14 protein-coding genes are annotated in these 15,970 nt (G+C 70.0%); 8 read left to right on the top strand and 6 right to left on the bottom strand.

All coding sequences use genetic code 11. The annotated features are described in order from the left end of the window. Nucleotides 1-58: 58 nt before the first annotated feature. From OHA88_RS37285 to OHA88_RS37270, 4 genes are all read left to right on the top strand, one after another. Nucleotides 59-478: a GNAT family N-acetyltransferase gene (locus OHA88_RS37285; RefSeq protein WP_328628745.1), complete on the top strand. Its 420-nt coding sequence runs from the start codon at nucleotides 59-61 to the stop codon at nucleotides 476-478. Between the two features lie 227 nt (nucleotides 479-705). Then, nucleotides 706-2,043, top strand: coding sequence for a hemolysin family protein (locus OHA88_RS37280; protein WP_328628744.1), 1,338 nt, complete (start codon nucleotides 706-708; stop codon nucleotides 2,041-2,043). Continuing rightward, complete coding sequence (locus OHA88_RS37275; RefSeq protein WP_326602332.1) at nucleotides 2,040-3,059, top strand: hemolysin family protein; 1,020 nt, start codon at nucleotides 2,040-2,042, stop codon at nucleotides 3,057-3,059. Before OHA88_RS37280 ends, OHA88_RS37275 begins: the two co-directional genes overlap by 4 nt. Nucleotides 3,060-3,185: 126 nt before the next feature. After that, a complete protein-coding gene (locus OHA88_RS37270; RefSeq protein ID WP_267006367.1) occupies nucleotides 3,186-4,028 on the top strand; it encodes an SGNH/GDSL hydrolase family protein in 843 nt (280 codons plus the stop codon). A gap of 96 nt (nucleotides 4,029-4,124) precedes the next feature. Here the strand turns inward: OHA88_RS37270 and OHA88_RS37265 are convergent, their stop codons facing one another. The 3 genes from OHA88_RS37265 to OHA88_RS37255 form a co-directional block, all read right to left on the bottom strand. Further along, nucleotides 4,125-5,273, bottom strand: coding sequence for a tetratricopeptide repeat-containing glycosyltransferase (locus tag OHA88_RS37265; RefSeq protein WP_328628743.1), 1,149 nt, complete (start codon nucleotides 5,271-5,273; stop codon nucleotides 4,125-4,127). Between the two features lie 209 nt (nucleotides 5,274-5,482). Further along, complete coding sequence (locus OHA88_RS37260) at nucleotides 5,483-6,232, bottom strand: hypothetical protein (protein ID WP_328628742.1); 750 nt, start codon at nucleotides 6,230-6,232, stop codon at nucleotides 5,483-5,485. Beyond that, entirely contained in the window at nucleotides 6,229-6,855 is a 627-nt protein-coding gene (locus OHA88_RS37255) for an RNA polymerase sigma factor (protein WP_326602336.1), read from the bottom strand. The genes OHA88_RS37260 and OHA88_RS37255 overlap by 4 nt, the downstream gene beginning before the upstream one ends. Before the next feature lie 375 nt (nucleotides 6,856-7,230). On the opposite strand from OHA88_RS37255, the gene OHA88_RS37250 reads away from it, so the two are divergent. The 4 genes from OHA88_RS37250 (at nucleotide 7,231) to mug (ending at nucleotide 13,591) form a co-directional block, all read left to right on the top strand. Then, complete coding sequence (locus tag OHA88_RS37250) at nucleotides 7,231-9,948, top strand: FG-GAP-like repeat-containing protein (RefSeq protein WP_328628741.1); 2,718 nt, start codon at nucleotides 7,231-7,233, stop codon at nucleotides 9,946-9,948. A gap of 165 nt (nucleotides 9,949-10,113) precedes the next feature. Continuing rightward, nucleotides 10,114-11,397, top strand: coding sequence for an APC family permease (locus OHA88_RS37245; protein WP_328629884.1), 1,284 nt, complete (start codon nucleotides 10,114-10,116; stop codon nucleotides 11,395-11,397). Between the two features lie 174 nt (nucleotides 11,398-11,571). After that, nucleotides 11,572-13,014 (top strand): adenylosuccinate lyase, encoded by a 1,443-nt coding sequence (purB, locus tag OHA88_RS37240; protein WP_326602338.1) that lies wholly within the window; start codon nucleotides 11,572-11,574, stop codon nucleotides 13,012-13,014. 19 nt (nucleotides 13,015-13,033) lie between these two features. Next, entirely contained in the window at nucleotides 13,034-13,591 is a 558-nt protein-coding gene (mug, locus tag OHA88_RS37235; RefSeq protein ID WP_328628740.1) for a G/U mismatch-specific DNA glycosylase, read from the top strand. A 66-nt stretch (nucleotides 13,592-13,657) separates the two neighbouring features. Here the strand turns inward: mug and OHA88_RS37230 are convergent, their stop codons facing one another. From OHA88_RS37230 to OHA88_RS37220, 3 genes are all read right to left on the bottom strand, one after another. Beyond that, nucleotides 13,658-14,095, bottom strand: a complete 438-nt coding sequence (locus OHA88_RS37230) for a hypothetical protein (protein WP_328628739.1) — start codon at nucleotides 14,093-14,095, stop codon at nucleotides 13,658-13,660. Nucleotides 14,096-14,217: 122 nt separating this feature from the next. Further along, nucleotides 14,218-14,961 (bottom strand): ABC transporter permease, encoded by a 744-nt coding sequence (locus OHA88_RS37225; RefSeq protein WP_328629883.1) that lies wholly within the window; start codon nucleotides 14,959-14,961, stop codon nucleotides 14,218-14,220. Further along, nucleotides 14,958-15,896: an ATP-binding cassette domain-containing protein gene (locus OHA88_RS37220; protein ID WP_328628738.1), complete on the bottom strand. Its 939-nt coding sequence runs from the start codon at nucleotides 15,894-15,896 to the stop codon at nucleotides 14,958-14,960. The genes OHA88_RS37225 and OHA88_RS37220 overlap by 4 nt, the downstream gene beginning before the upstream one ends. Nucleotides 15,897-15,970 lie beyond the last annotated feature (74 nt).

The following is a 15,970-nucleotide window of genomic DNA, read 5'->3' as shown; positions in this document are numbered from 1 at the left end:
GATTCCTCAGTGCGGAAAACGTTCGCCGAACGAGCCGGCGTTCTGATTGGCTCGCCCAATGAGTGATCTCTACATCCGTTGCGCCGGCCTCTCGGACATCGACGCCGTGCTGCAGTTCTGGAGCGAAGCCGCAGAAGGAACCAGCATCAGCGACGACTACGACGGGGTGGCCCGACTCATCTCAAGGGACCCCGAAGCCCTGCTTCTCGCCGAGCGTGACGGTCTTCTCGCGGGAACCGTCATAGCCGGTTTCGATGGTTGGCGATGCTCCGCCTACCGGCTGGCCGTACACCCGGAGTGCCGTCGACAGGGCATCGCCACCGCCTTGCTGGAAGCAGCGGAACAACGATTCGTCGACCTGGGCGGGCGACGGGTCGACGCCATGGTCCTGGAAGCCAACGAACGGGCGCACCGCACATGGGCTGCCGCTGGATACCACCGCGAGGATCACTGGCGACGCTGGGTGAAACCGCTGTAGGCACAGGCAGGACTGTTGTGGATCAAGCCCCTGCGAGCCCGAGCGCCGGTGGGCGAAGACCCGCGGGGCAGGCGACTTTGCCGACCCTTTACTATAGGTACACCGTCGACCCGTCCTCCCGAAAGGTGTGAGCGTCCGCCCATGGGCGAGCCTCCCAGTAGAAGCCGACATCGCCGACATCGAGCGATCCTCCTTTCCCTGCCCGATCATGGGACGGAGGTGAACCGATGACCGAAGTGCTCCTGCTGCTCGTGGCAGTACTGCTGTCGCTCGCCTGCGGTGCCTTCGTCGCGGCCGAATTCTCCCTGACCACCGTCGAGCGCGGTCAGCTCGAAAGGGCGGTGACGCGGGGCGAGCGGGGCGCGGCAAGCGCCATGAAGGCGGTGCGCAGCCTCACCTTCCAGCTCTCCGGCGCGCAGCTCGGCATCACCGTCACCAATCTGGTAGTCGGCATGATCTCCGAGCCGTCGATCGCGAAACTGATCCGCGGTCCGGTCGAGGCGACCGGACTGTCCCCGAGTGTGGCGTCCTCGGTGGCGCTGGTGCTCGGAACGGCACTGTCCACGGTGTTCCTGATGGTCGTCGGCGAACTCGTCCCGAAGAACTGGGCGATCTCCTCGCCGCTCGCCATGGCGAAGGCCGTGGCCACCCCGCAGCGGGCCTTCACGGCAGTCTTCCGGCCCTTCATCAGCCACCTCAACAACACGGCCAACCGGATCGTGCGTCGCATCGGTCTCGAACCGACCGAGGAGCTGGCCTCCGCCCGCAGCCCGCAGGAGCTGGTGGCGCTGGCCCGTCACTCGGCGAAGGCGGGCGCGCTGGAGGCGGACACCGCGGAACTCTTCGTCCGCACCCTCAATCTCGCAGATCTGACCGCGGAGAATGTGATGACCCCACGGGTGCAGGTCACCGCGCTGGAGGTGCAGGCGACCGCCGAGGACGTCGCGAACGCCACCCGGGCGACCGGACTGTCCCGCTTCCCCGTCTACCGGGGCAGCCTCGACTCCGTCGTCGGCGTCGCACACATCAAGGACGTGCTGGCGATCCCGGCCGAGGAGAGGCCGCGTACGCGCGTGTCGGAGATGTTGCGCGAGCCCCTGCTCGTACCGGAGACCCTCACCGTGGACCGGCTGCTCGACCGGCTCTCCGGCAAGCTCGCAATGGCCGTGGTCATCGACGAGTACGGCGGCACGGCCGGAGTCGTCACGCTGGAGGACATCGTCGAGGAGGTGGTCGGCGAGGTACGCGACGAGCACGACCCACACGAGACGCCGGACCTCGCACCGGCCGGTGAGGACGCCTACGGGCGCACCCTCTGGTCGGCCGACGGTGCTGCCCGCACCGACCAGCTGCGGACCATCGGACTCCGGGTGCCGGAAGGACCGTACGAGACGCTCGCCGGACTGATCGCCACGGAGGTGGGCCGGATCCCGGCCGTGGGCGACTCCATCGAGCTGGCGGGCTGGCGGCTGGATGTGGCGGACGCTTCGGGGCGCCGCGCGGCGCGGGTACTGCTGCACGCACCGCTGCCCGGCTCCGACGACGGGGCGGAGGACGGACGATGACTGCTGTCCAGCTCTTCATCGGCCTGCTGACCCTGGTCGCCAACGCGTTCTTCGTCGGCGCCGAGTTCGCGCTGATCTCCGTACGCCGCAGCCAGATCGAGCCGGAGGCCGAGGCCGGGAACCGGCGGGCGCGGAGCGTCATCTGGGGTCTGGAGCACGTGTCGGCGCTGCTCGCGGCGGCGCAGCTGGGCATCACGCTGTGCACGCTGGTCCTCGGTATCGTCGCCGAACCGGCCATCGCGCACCTGCTGGAGCCCGTCTTCGACGTGGTGGGTGTGCCGCACGGACTGGTCCATCCGATCTCGTTCGTGATCGCGCTGGCCGTGGCGACGTACCTGCACATGCTGCTCGGCGAGATGGTGCCGAAGAACATCGCGCTGGCGGAGCCGGTACGGACCGCGCTGCTGCTCGGACCGCCACTGGTCACCCTCGCCAGGGCACTGCGCCCGGTGATCTTCACAGTCAACGCCTTCGCCAACGCCCTGCTGAAACTTCTGCGGGTGGAGACGAAGGACGAGGTGTCCGCCACGTTCTCCGACGACGAACTTGCCCGTCTCGTCAAGGACGCCGGGGATGCCGGCCTCGTCGACGACCGCGCGGCCGAGCGTCTGCGGCACGCCCTCGAGCTGGGTCGTCGCCCGGTACGGGATGTGGTGCTGCCGGTCGACCAGGTGGTGTACACCCGGGTGGGGACGACGCCCGAGGAGCTGGAACGACTCTCGTACGAGTCGGGTTTCTCGCGTTTCCCGGTGATGGACAGCGAGCAGCGGATCCTGGGCTACCTGCATGTGAAGGACGCCCTGGACGCCACACCGCGCGATGTGCCGTTCCCGGTGACGGCTATGCGGCCGATCGCCCGGGTACGGGCCGCGACACCGCTCGACGATGTGCTGACGGCGCTGCGAAGGAGTCGCACACACCTCGCGGCGGTGCTCGACGAGGACGACAAGCTGGCCGGACTGGTCACGATGGAGGATGTCCTGCGCGAGCTCGTGGGACGGCCGCAAGGACGCTGACGGGGCCGACGCGGGCCGTGTGGCAGGCAGGCGTATGCCCTGGCCCCCACGGCCCGCACCCCCCGGCGGGCTCGGTCCGGTCTCCGTGAAAGGCGCCGGACCCCACCGCGATACGATCGCATCGCCATGGAAATGAATGCCTCCTACACCAGTCTTGTCGCGGTCGGCGACTCGTTCACCGAGGGCATGTCGGACCTGCTGCCGGACGGTTCGTACCGCGGCTGGGCCGATGTCCTCGCCGGCCGGCTCGCCACCCGCTCCCCCGGGTTCCGGTACGCGAACCTCGCCGTACGCGGAAAGCTGATCCGCCAGATAGTCGACGAGCAGGTCGAAGCGGCGGCCGCCATGCAGGCGGATGTCGTCACGCTCGTCGGCGGTCTCAACGACACACTGCGACCGAAGTGCGACATGGGCATGGTGCGCGGGCAGCTGGAGGAGGCCGTGGAGCGCCTCGCGCCGGCGTGCAAGAAGCTGGTGCTGATGCGCAGCCCCGGTCGCAACGGCCCAGTGATGGAACGGTTCCGTCCGCGGATGGAGGAGCTGTTCACCCTGGTCGACGAGTTGGCGAACCGCCACGGTGCGCTGGTCGTCGATCTGTACGGAACTCCGGCGCTGGGAGATCCCCGGCTGTGGGACGTCGACCGGCTGCATCTGACCGACGAAGGACACCGCAGAGTTGCCGAGGCGGTCTGGCAGACGCTGGGGCTTCCGGCCGAGAACGACTGGCAGACGCCGCTCCCCGCCGCCGTACCTCCGCGGTGGACGACACGGCGCGTCGACGACCTCCGCTTCGCACGCCGTCATCTGGCTCCATGGATCGGTCGGCGTCTGACCGGCCGGTCGTCCGGCGACGGACGGACGGGCGCCCAGTTCAGCGCCGAGCTCGGGAAGGCCTTCTGGGTCACCCCCGAGGACGACCGGGACCCGGGGCCGGTGGCCACGTGGCGCCGGGTGGACGGCACCCGCTAGGAATGGCGTGTGGGGGCTGCTGGGCGCAGCCGCCGTAGCTCTCGAACCGGTCACCCGCCTCGGACCCGACATCCGTCGCCACGGACTGCCGATGTGTCAGGCGTGGCAGGTGCTGCAGCTGTTGTCACTGAGGCGTGGGCCCCGCCGCCAGTCCGGGGGTGACGCCCATGACGCGTTGCGGGTGGCCTGACGCTGTTCGGCGAACTCGCGGTTGGTGAGTGTCTGCCTGCGATGGGCATCAGGCAGGTCCGGCATCGACAGGAGCCGGTCGCATGCCCTGAGCGAACCGTCGATGTCGCCGACCCGGCAGGCGGTGATCGAGTACTCGAAGAGCAGCCCCCATCGGTACACCCACGGCTGGATGAACAGCAGGTCGTCCGGCGGTTCCCGGTCGAGCCCGGCGCAGACGAACGCGTGCGCGGCGCGGTGGCGGCCGAGGCCGCGCAGCCGGGAGGAGAGTTCGTAGCAGGCCTCGAGCCGTTGCGGCCGCGACTCCCAGGCACGCGAGAGCGCGTCCATGGCAGCCGGCCAGTCGTCGGCATCGGCCTTGAGGATCCCGGCCTGCAGCAGCGAGTAGTACACCTCCTCGCCCCAGCCGCCCATCCGCGCGCGGTGCTCGTACAGGGCGATCGCCTTGTCCCTCTCGCCGAGATCCCGCATGGTCTGCGCCAGATGGAAGACAGTCCGGGTGTTGGCGGGGTCGCGCTCGAGTTCGGCACCGAGCAGGCGTACATCCCGCTCGAACTTTTCGTGTCGCGTTCCCCCGTCGGCGTGGTCCTCGATGACGAGCGCGTCGAGAGTCTGCTGGTCGTCGCGCTGGTCGGAGGTGAGGTACTCATGGGTGACGCCCTCGTAGCGCCAGGCGATGTCGCCGCGCACCAGACGCTTGATGCGGCACTCGGTCGCGCCTTCGTGCCTCAGCAGGTACGAGTCGGCGGTCAGCGGGGGCAGCGGCCCCTGTCTGTGGATCACCAGATCGGCGTCGAGGAGGAGCAGATAGTCGGCCTTGGCGTGGGCGTGCCTGATGTTCAGGGTCCGATTGTGGCCGAAGTCCACCCACGGCTCCTCGTGGAGCTCGCCCGGGACGCCGTCGAGTGCGGTACGGATCCGCTGCTGTGTTCCGTCGCTCGAACCGGTATCGGAGATCACCCAGGTGTCGATCAGGTCGCGAACGGAGGTGAGGCAGCGCTCGATGACGTGGGCCTCGTTCTTGACGATCATGCACAGGCAGATGGACGGCTTCACGGCAACACCAATCCCGGACGTACGAGTCCGGGCGACCCTATTGACGGGGCGTCCGGGAACGGTGGCGGCTCGCCGGTGCCGCGTCCCGGATCAGTTGCCGCGTACGTACCCGTCGGGGCGGAGTGCCACAGGGCGTGCGCTGTCCCGCTGTTGGGCCCGGGGCACGCAGGACTCCGCGGTGTCCTGCGTCCACGCCGACGGTTCCGGGCTCAGCGCGCGTCGGAGTTGCCCCGGGTGTTGTTCCCCGTTCCCGCTTCCGGGGCCGCCTGGGTCGGTTCCGCCTTCTCCCTCTTGCCGGTCCCGTTCCCCCCGTTCCCCTTCGATGGCTGAGCAGCGAGGAGGCCGTCGCAGTAGTCCGGCACGGCCGACGCGCCACCGGCCGCCGACGCCAGCCGGTCGAAGGCCGTCGCGTCCGCGGCCTTCCCGCTGTCCTGCACCCGCCGGTACGCACGGCAGAGCGCCGTATCGTCCTGTGCCTGGCCGGGGTGGCCGGAAGCAGGCCCGGTGGCCGGAGTGTCCGTGGGCCCTTGCTGCGTAGGGTCCGCACGCGGCGTCGGCGTGCTCCCATGACTGCCGCCGGGCGTGGCGGGCTCACTGTTCGCGGGGGGTGCGGGGTGCGGCCGGTCGTGGCCGCCCGCACCGAACGGTCCCGGCATCGCCCCCGAACCGGCGGCCACCGCGACCCCACCCAGAGCCACCGCCGCCGTGAGGCCGGCGAGCACGGCCCGGACGGAGCGCACTCCGCGCCACCGCTCGACCGGACGCCAGTCGTCGCGCCGACGGCGCCGCAGCGGCGACACCGGTGCGTGTGCGCCCTCGTCGCGCGCCACCCGGAACGCATCGAGCGCCCGCTTCTCGGCAACGGGGCCTGCTTCCCCGGCGCGCTGCGCAGCTGCCAGCAGGGCGGCCACTTCGGGGGTTACCGGCATTCCGGTCGCCCGCTGCGTTTCATCTCTCATGTCTCATCTCTCAGCGTGCGCCGCGCCGCAGACGTCACAGTGCCCGTTCCCGCCGAGGTCATGCGCTCGGCCAGTCGCTTCAGTCCACGGTAGGCGGAGGTGCGTACGGCCCCGGCTCGCTTGCCGAGCACACGCGCCGTCGCAGGGCCGTCGAGGCCGACGACGACGCGCAGCAGAACCGCTTCCGCCTGCTCTCGCGGCAACTGCCCGATGAGCGTGAGCGCCTGCTCGGTGGAGAGCGTCTCCAGGGCGGCCGCGGCCGTGTCGTGACCACTGGGCAGTTCGAGGACGTCCTGCTCCAGGAATGCGGTGCGCGGCCGCCGCTTCTGTCTGCGCAGATGGTCCAGCGCCCGGTGCCGGGCGATCGTCGCGGTCCAGCCGCGGAACCCGGCCCCGTCTCCGCGGAACCGCCCGAGATCGCGGGAGATCTCCAGCCAGGCGTCGGAGGCCACGTCCTCACCGTCCTCGCCGACCAGACCTCGTACGTAGCCGAGCAGCCCGGGATGGACCATCCGGTACGCCACCGCGAAGGCTTCCTCGTCCCCCTGCTGGGCTCGCTCCACTGCAGCGCCGAGTTCGGCGTCGTCCACTTGCCCGCGGTGCTGTTCCCCGCCCTTGGTCACACTTTCCTCTTCGTACCGACTGCGTCAGACGCGCACCGCCCCGACACCGCTCACGGTGCCCATGTCCCCCGGGCTCGCGAGCCTCTCGACTACTTCTGCGTGACGGCGCACAGAAGTGTCACAGCAAGGGGTTTCGCAACGCCGGATGGACTGACCGCATACGTGAACCACAGCCAGGAGGGCGCACCCGATGCCCGGAAGCCTCAAGAGCCCGACAAGTCAGGTGACTCACAGCACACTTCGCCGACCCATGTGACGTTTCAAACCCGGAGTGCGCTGGGTACACCAGGCCGCCCATGTGACGGGTGTGTCTTGAGCAAACTTCTCGGAGGGGTGGGGCATTTGAGCCCGCGCACGTCGCATGCGTACAGACCGATGAGCCTGAAACGCCGCGCCTGGCTGACTGTCGGCGCTGTCGTTCTCGGTGGGGCCGGAGTGGTGACGGTGGCGATAGCCAACCCGTCCGACGGGCCGGCCGGACCCAAGGGGCCCGAGGTTCGACCGGCGAAGCTGCGGTCGGTGGCGATTGACGGCGGCACGGCCACGGAGCGGCAGTTGCCGGCCACGAACACCGCAGCGTTCTCGATGGTCGGTATCGGCTGGGACGGCGCGGCAAAGGTCGACGGCACCGCCGAAGTGCGTACGCGGGCTGCCGGGACCGGCAAGTGGTCGCCGTGGCGCGAGCTGGAGGTGTCGGCCGACGGGCCGGACGGGCGGGAGCAGGCAGCAGCCAACCGGGCCACCGAGCCGATGTGGGTCGGGGCGTCGGACGCCGTGCAGGTGAAGGTGGGGTCGGGCCGGCCGGGCAAGTCGCTGCCGAAGAACCTGAAGCTGCACATGGTCGACCCCGGTGTCAGCAAGGCCGAGTCCAGGAACCCGGCGGAGGCGACCCTCGCACCCAGCGGTCCGGAGAACGCGGCGTTCGCACTGGAGGGGACCCCGACTCCCACCGCGTCGGACACCGTCGGCGCTCCCACGGACACCGCCTCGCCGACCGATCCCGCGACGCCGTCGGCCACGGAGACCGTCGCACCCACGGAGACCGCCACCGGCACCCCGACGGAGACGGCCACGGCCACCCCGACGGATACCGCGACGGCCACCCCCACGGACACGGCCACCCCCTCCCCCGTACCCACCGCGCCGCCGTCGACCGTCAACCGGCCGCCGATCATCAGCCGCGCCCAGTGGGGCGCCGACGAGTCGCTGGTCGAGGATCCGCCCGAGTACATCGACAAGGTGCAGGCGGTCTTCATCCACCACACCGTCGACACGAACAACTACAGCTGTGGCGACTCGGCCGCGATGGTCCGCGCGATCATGACGTACCACGTGAAGACCGAAGGCTGGAACGACCTCGGCTACAACTTCCTGGTCGACAAGTGCGGCCAGATCTTCGAGGGCCGCGCCGGCGGCACCGATCTCCCGGTCAAGGGCGCGCACACATACGGCTTCAACTCGTACTCGACGGGCATCTCCCTGCTCGGCAACTTCGAGACGGGCAAGCCGACGCCGGCCGCGCTCCAGTCCGCGGCGCGCATCGCCGCATGGAAGCTCGGTCAGTACGGCGTGGGCCCCACCGCCAAGGTGACGCTGACCCGCCTCGTCACCGACGCCGACGGCAACACCCGGCCCGACGGTGACGTCACGTTCAACACCATCGCCGGACACCGCGACGGCTTCGCCACCGCATGCCCCGGTGCGAACCTGTACGCCAAGCTCGGTGCCATCCGGACGTACGCGACCAACGGCACCCGCAACGCCGCGATCCCGACCACCGACTTCAACCGGGACGGCATCACCGACCTGGTCGCCGGCCTCCCGAAGGCGGCGAGCAGCAGCGGAAGCGTCACCGTGCTGCCCGGCACCGAGGACGGCCCGAGCTCGACTGCGAAGCGGACGCTGAACCAGAGCAGTGCGGGGGTGCCCGGCAGCTCCGAGGCGGGCGACCTGTTCGGCTCGTCCGACGCCTGGGGCGACGTGAACGGCGACGGGTACGCCGACCTGGTCATCGGTGGGCCCGGCGAGGACATCACGCAGGCCGACAACGGCACCGTCGTCGTGATGTACGGCCCCGCCCTCACCACCGGCAAGAGCTATTCGGTCACCGCCTCGGGCCGGATCGGCGGCGAGAAGCTCGGTACGACCGTCACCTCGGGCGACTTCAACGCCGACGGCAAGGCCGACATCTTCTCCGTCGCGCCGGGCAAGCCCGGCCGCTGGTGGGCCTGGGACGGCAAGACCGGTACGGCCAAGTCCGGTTACCTCAACACCGCCGCGTACACCGCTGCCGTGGGCTACGCGGCCGCGGTCACCGGCGACTTCAACAAGGACGGCTACGCGGACGCCGCCGTCAGCTACCGCGACCCGAGCGGCATCGGACGCCTGCTGTGGCTGAAGGGATCCACCACCGGACTCCAGCGCGTCGGCATCCTCGACGCCCGCGGCGGACGCTCGCTGGCCGCCGGTGACATCAACGGCGACGGCGCCACCGACCTGGCGGTCGGCCAGCCGTCCGCCACCGAGTCCGGACACACCGCCAAGGGCGGCGCGGTCACGGCCGTGTTCGGTTCGGCCACCGGACTGACCTCGACCGGCCGCAAGACGATCCACCAGGACACCACCGGTGTACCGGGCGGCGGCGAGACCGGCGACGACATGGGAGCGTCCGTCTCCGTCGGCGATGTCGACCTCGACGGGTACGGCGACATTCTCGCCGGCGCGCCGGGCGAGGACATCACCCGCAGCGGCGTGAACGAGAGCAACGCCGGCCAGGCCTTCCTCATCCGCGGCTCCGCCACCGGCCCCACCGGCACCGGGGCCGTCGGATACAGCCAGGACACCACGGGCATCCCCGGCTCCACCGAACCCAACGACCGCCTCGGCTCGTCCGTGTCCCTCACCGACCTCTCCGGCTACAGCCGGGCGGACATCGCGATCGGCGCAGACGGTGAGGACGCCAACAACGGCACGATCCTGCAGATCGACAACACCAGCACCTCGGGGATCAAGGCGGACACCGGCCTGTACTACGGGGTGTCGGCGCTCGGTTCGTCCACCGGGATCCGGATCGGACTGACTCTGGCCCCGTAACTCCCCGGTCCCGCACCGGACACAGACACCGGAGCCCCTCGGCCTGACCCGAGGGGCTCCGGCCATGCGGTGCGGCAGACGGCCACCGTCTCGTCACCTTCGGTCTGTACGGTGCGCCGGTACAGCGGTGCAGGTGAGGCGGAGGACAAGCGCGAGGTGGATGCGATGGCCGGTGCGGCGGACGGTGGTGCGAACAGCGGTACGGGCGGCAATGGATTGAGGCGCCGCCTGGGGGTCTTCGACGCGGTGGTCATCGGCCTGGGCTCGATGATCGGAGCAGGTGTCTTCGCCGCGCTCGCTCCGGCCGCCCACGCGGCAGGGTCGGGGCTCCTGATCGGCCTGGCGGTGGCCGCAGTCGTGGCGTACTGCAATGCCACGTCGTCGGCGCGGCTCGCGGCCCGCTATCCGGCCTCCGGCGGCACGTACGTCTACGGGCGTGAGCGACTGGGCGAGTTCTGGGGCTACCTGGCAGGCTGGAGTTTCGTCGTCGGGAAGACGGCCTCCTGTGCGGCCATGGCCCTGACCGTCGGCGCCTACGCCTGGCCGGGACAGGCCCATGCGGTGGCGGTCGGCGCGGTGGTGGCGCTCACTGCCGTGAACTGTCTGGGGGTCCAGAAGTCCGCATGGCTGACCAGGGCGATCGTGGCCGTGGTCCTGGCCGTCCTCGCCGCCGTCGTCACCGCGTGCCTCACCGGCGGCGTCGTCCAGGCGTCCCGTCTGGCGCCGGGTTCCGACGCCACGGTGAGCGGAGTGCTGCAGGCCGCTGGGCTGCTGTTCTTCGCCTTCGCCGGATACGCCCGCATCGCCACGCTGGGCGAGGAGGTCCGGGAACCGGCTCGCACGATCCCACGAGCCATCCCCGTGGCTCTCGGGATCACCCTGATCGTGTACGCGGCCGTCGGCGTGGCGGTGCTGTCGGTCCTCGGGCCCGCCCGGCTGGCCGATGCCACAGCACCACTGGCGGAGGCGGTCCGTGCCGCCGGCGCCCCCGGACTGGTGCCGGTGGTCCGTGCAGGGGCGGCGGTCGCCGCGCTCGGTTCGCTGCTCGCACTGCTGCTCGGGGTCTCCCGCACGACGCTGGCGATGGCCCGCGATCGCCACCTGCCACACGTCCTGGCCGCCGTCCATCCCCGTTTCGCCGTCCCCCACCGCGCCGAAGTCGCCGTGGGCGCGGTCGCCGCCCTGGTCGCAGCCACCGGCGATGTCCGCGGCGCGATCGGGTTCTCCTCCTTCGGCGTGCTGCTGTACTACGCCATCGCCAACGCGGCCGCCCTCACCCTCACACCGGCCGAGGGCCGCCCCTTGCGCGCGGTTCCGGTCCTCGGTCTGGCCGGCTGCCTGGTCCTCGCTGTCACCCTTCCCGTGCCGTCGGTCATGTCGGGCGCAGCGGTGGCGCTGCTCGGTGCGGCTGCCTACGGCCTCCGCAGGGGCCGTACCGCGCATTCCTGAAGCCGGCGGACCGGCAGCCCGGGTGGACGCGGGCTGCGGAGCATGCTGAGCCATACCGAATGACCCGAAGCCGCGGTCCGGGCGGCTTCCCTCGCACGGGGGACGGCGTTCGTAGTAAGCCACAAACCGGGCCGCGGCGCTGGCCTGCAGAAACCGCCAGTAGAATCTAGACACGTGACTGCTGTGTCTGCGAAGCCTCGCATCCCCAATGTCCTGGCCGGCCGCTATGCCTCCACCGAGCTGGCCGTCCTCTGGTCCCCCGAGCAGAAGGTGAAGCTGGAGCGCCAGCTGTGGCTGGCGGTGCTGCGCGCTCAGAAGGACCTCGGGATCGAGGTGCCCGACGCCGCCCTCGCCGACTACGAGCGGGTCCTCGACCAGGTCGACCTGGCGTCCATCGCCGAGCGTGAGAAGGTCACCCGGCACGACGTGAAGGCACGGATCGAAGAGTTCAACGCTCTCGCCGGGCACGAGCACGTCCACAAGGGCATGACGTCCCGGGACCTCACCGAGAACGTCGAGCAGCTGCAGATCCGGCTCTCGCTCGAGCTGATGCGTGACCGCACCGTGGCCGTCCTGGCCCGGCTCGGCAGGCTGGCCGGCGAGTACAGCGAGCTGGTCATCGCCGGTCGTTCCCACAATGTCGCCGCCCAGGCGACCACCCTCGGAAAGCGCTTCGCCACCGCCGCGGACGAGCTGCTCGTGGCGTACGGACGGCTCGAGGACCTGCTGGGCCGCTACCCGCTGCGCGGTATCAAGGGCCCGGTCGGCACGGCGCAGGACATGCTCGACCTGCTGGGCGGCGACGCCGCGAAGCTCGGCGAGCTGGAACAGCGCATCGCCGGCCACCTCGGTTTCGGTCAGGCCTTCACCTCCGTCGGCCAGGTCTACCCCCGCTCGCTCGACTACGACGTGGTGACCGCGCTGGTGCAGCTGGCCGCCGCACCTTCGTCCGTCGCGAAGACGATCCGGCTGATGGCCGGGCACGAGCTGGTCACCGAGGGCTTCAAGCCGGGTCAGGTCGGCTCGTCCGCGATGCCGCACAAGATGAACACCCGCTCCTGCGAGCGTGTCAACGGCCTGATGGTGATCCTCCGCGGCTACGCCTCGATGACCGGTGAGCTGGCGGGCGACCAGTGGAACGAGGGCGATGTGTCCTGCTCCGTGGTCCGCCGGGTGGCACTCCCGGACGCCTTCTTCGCCTTCGACGGTCTGCTGGAAACCTTCCTCACGGTGCTCGACGAGTTCGGGGCGTTCCCCGCGGTCGTGGCCCGCGAACTGGACCGGTACCTGCCGTTCCTCGCCACCACCAAGGTGCTGATGGGTGCCGTCCGCGCCGGTGTCGGCCGCGAGGTCGCGCACGAGGCGATCAAGGAGAACGCGGTCGCCTCCGCCCTGGCCATGCGCGAGCAGGGCACGGAGCGCAACGAGCTGCTGGACAAGCTGGCTGCCGACGACCGCATCCCGCTCGACCGCGCCCAGCTCGACGCCCTGATGGCCGACAAGCTCTCCTTCACGGGAGCGGCGGCCGACCAGGTCACCGCGCTCGTCGCCCGGATCGAGGAGATCACCAAGCAGCACCCGGAAGCCGCCGGATACACGCCGGGCTCCATCCTCTGACGGCCGAAACCACGACCGGATGACACCCGAAGAGCTCCAGGCCGCCCGCGACCGCACCGTTCCCGATGTGGTCGCGGGCGGCCTGCGTGTGTTGTTCTGCGGAATCAACCCGAGTCTGATGACCGGCGCCACGGGACATCATTTCGCCCGCCCCGGCAACCGCTTCTGGCCGGTGCTCCACCTGTCGGGCCTCACCCCCCGCCAGTTGAAGCCATCGGAACAGAACGAGCTGCTCGACCACGGCCTGGGCATCACCAATGTGGTGGCCCGCGCCACGGCGCGCGCCGACGAACTGGCGGCCGAGGAGTTCCGTGAGGGCGGTGTCGTCCTGGCGGCCAAGGTCGAGCGGCTGCGACCGCAGTGGCTGGCCGTCGTGGGCGTCACGGCCTACCGGACCGCCTTCGGTGACCGACGCGCGCAGATCGGCCCGCAGGACAGGACGATCGGTGGTGCTCGGGTCTGGGCCCTGCCCAACCCCAGCGGCCTGAACGCCCATTGGACCGCTCAGACCATGGCCGAGGAGTACGGGCGCCTCCGTGCGGCCGTCGACTCGGCCAGTCCCGGTCATTCGGGCTGAGACTCGGACCGCTCAGACCCTTCAGACCTCTGGGACCGCTCGGACCGGGATGGGCACCGTCGCCAGTCAGGGCGGGTCGATCTCCGTGACCAGGACGCTCAGTTCGCAGCCGGGGCCCTCCTCCTCCAGATGGAGTCCCATCGCGATCCACCGGTCCTCGATGCGCCAGAGTTGCAGGAATTCGCATCCGGCGACCGGATCGGTCCAGGCCTCCGGTATCTCCTCGCCTGCCATCATCCGCTCCTGCGCACTCCACAGACTGATCATCTGCGGCTCGCCCCAGCGCCCCGTGAGCAGCGTCAGCAGCGCGTCGTGCTCGGCAAGACACTGTGCCCGGTGCTCCAGACGCCCTGCCTCGTCGCCGTCCCCATGGTCGTCGTCCACGTGCAAGGACACCATGTGGTAACCGGGCCCGCTGACTCCTGAGCCCGACTGGATACGCTCCGCGGGGAAGTCCCGGGCGCGCATCCCGTCGATGAGGCGGAGGTGATGTGCGGTCGTCATATCGCCAGTAAACCGCCCGGCACTGACAATCACTTCCCTGGCCTGAGCCTTGAGGGCTTTTCAGTCGCCTCGCCGCGCCGGACGGCACCCCACCAGGACTCTGACAGTGGGCAGTCCGGCCCTCAGGCGTCCCTGCGCCGCATCGCCCACCAGCCCGTCACCAGCGCGGCGCCCGCCCAGACCGCTGTGACTGCAAGCCCCGTCCACGGCCCGAGGCTCCCCTCCGGATTCTGGTGCAGCACCAACTGCCCTGCCCGGTCGGGCAGATATCGCGCGACGCCGCCAGCGATGTCTCCGACCACGAAGGAGACGATCAGGATGAACGGGATGAGCAGACTGAGGACGGCGACGGCGCTGCGCAGCAAAGCCGTCAGGCCGGCCGCGAGCAGGGCCATCAGGGCCAGATATATACCTCCGCCGAGAGCAGCTCGCAGGGCTCCGGGTTCCCCCAGGCCGATCGCGTACTCCCCCATGAACAACTGCCCCACCAGGAATGCGGTGAAGCTGGTGACGAGCCCGATGACCAGGGCGAGTGTACCGACGAGGGTCATTTTGGCTGCGTAGAAGAGGTCACGATGCGGCACTGCGGCGAGCGAAATCCGCAGGGCACCGTTCAGGTACTCCGAGGAGAGCGCGGTCGCGCCGAAGCTGATGGCCGCGATCTGGCCGAAGTTCAGCGCGTAGAAGGCGCCGAAGACCGGATCTGCGTCCGGGTTGTCCGCCTCGGCCTGGCCGACCGTGGCGAACGCGAGCACAGTGACGGCGAGTGTCGCCAGAAAGACCGCTATCAGCGAACCGGCCACGGACCGTACCGATCTGATCTTGATCCACTCGGATCGGAGCACTGCGATGGTCGACACGGTCAGGCCTCCTGACGAGTGGTGGGTGAGGTGGCCGCGGACGCGAATTCCGTCGCGTCGGCGGTGAGGTCGAGATACGCCTGCTCCAAGGTCGCCTGTTCGTCGGCGAGTTCAAGAATGGGGATGCCTTCGAAGGCGGCTATGGGACCGATCTCCACCGCCTTGGCCCCTTCGACGGTCCAGCGCCCGTCGTTGCCCTGCGACAAGGCGTACCCCTTGCGGGTCAGCACGTCACGGAGTCGGCTGGACTCGGTCGTGCGTACGCGCACGCGCGGGCGGCTGCGGGAGTCGAGGAACTCCTGCATCGGCAGGTCGACAAGGAGTCTGCCCCGGCCCAGGACCACGAGGTGGTCGGCGAACGACGACGTCTCGTTCATCAGGTGGCTGGAGACCAGAACCGTGCGGCCCTCGCGGGCCAGCCGCTTCATCAATTCACGGATCCAGACGATGCCTTCCGGGTCCAGGCCGTTCGACGGCTCGTCCAGCATCACGACTTCCGGGTCGCCGAGCAATGCGGCCGCGATACCCAGACGCTGTCGCATGCCGAGCGAGAACGTTTTGATCCGATGACCGCCGACCCGGCCGAGCCCCGCCTCCTCCAGTACCTCTTCGACCCTGGTGGGAGCTATGCGGTTACTGGTGGCGAGAGCCAGCAGATGGTTCCGCGCTGCCCGCGAGCCGTGGGCGGCCTGCGCGTCGAGCAGCGCGCCCACCCGGCGCAGGGGATCGTCGAGCGTGGTGTAGGCCCGGCCACCGATGGTGGCCGTACCGCCCGTCGGCCGGTCCAGGCCGAGGACAAGTCTCATGGTGGTGGACTTACCCGCGCCGTTGGGGCCGAGGAAGCCGGTGACCCGGCCGGGTAGCACGCTGAACGTGAGGCGGTCCACCGCGCGGGTGGCCCCGTATTCCTTGGTGAGCTCATGAACGTCGATGCTGGTCATGTCCTCAGCCTGGCGACTGCGCCCACCTCTGACCTCCCCCGCCGGAGGGGATCATCTCCCTCGCTCGGGGGAGC

Source organism: Streptomyces sp. NBC_00353 (assembly GCF_036108815.1).
Classification (GTDB): Bacteria; Actinomycetota; Actinomycetes; order Streptomycetales; family Streptomycetaceae; genus Streptomyces.
This window is presented reverse-complemented; position numbering and strand designations above follow the sequence as displayed.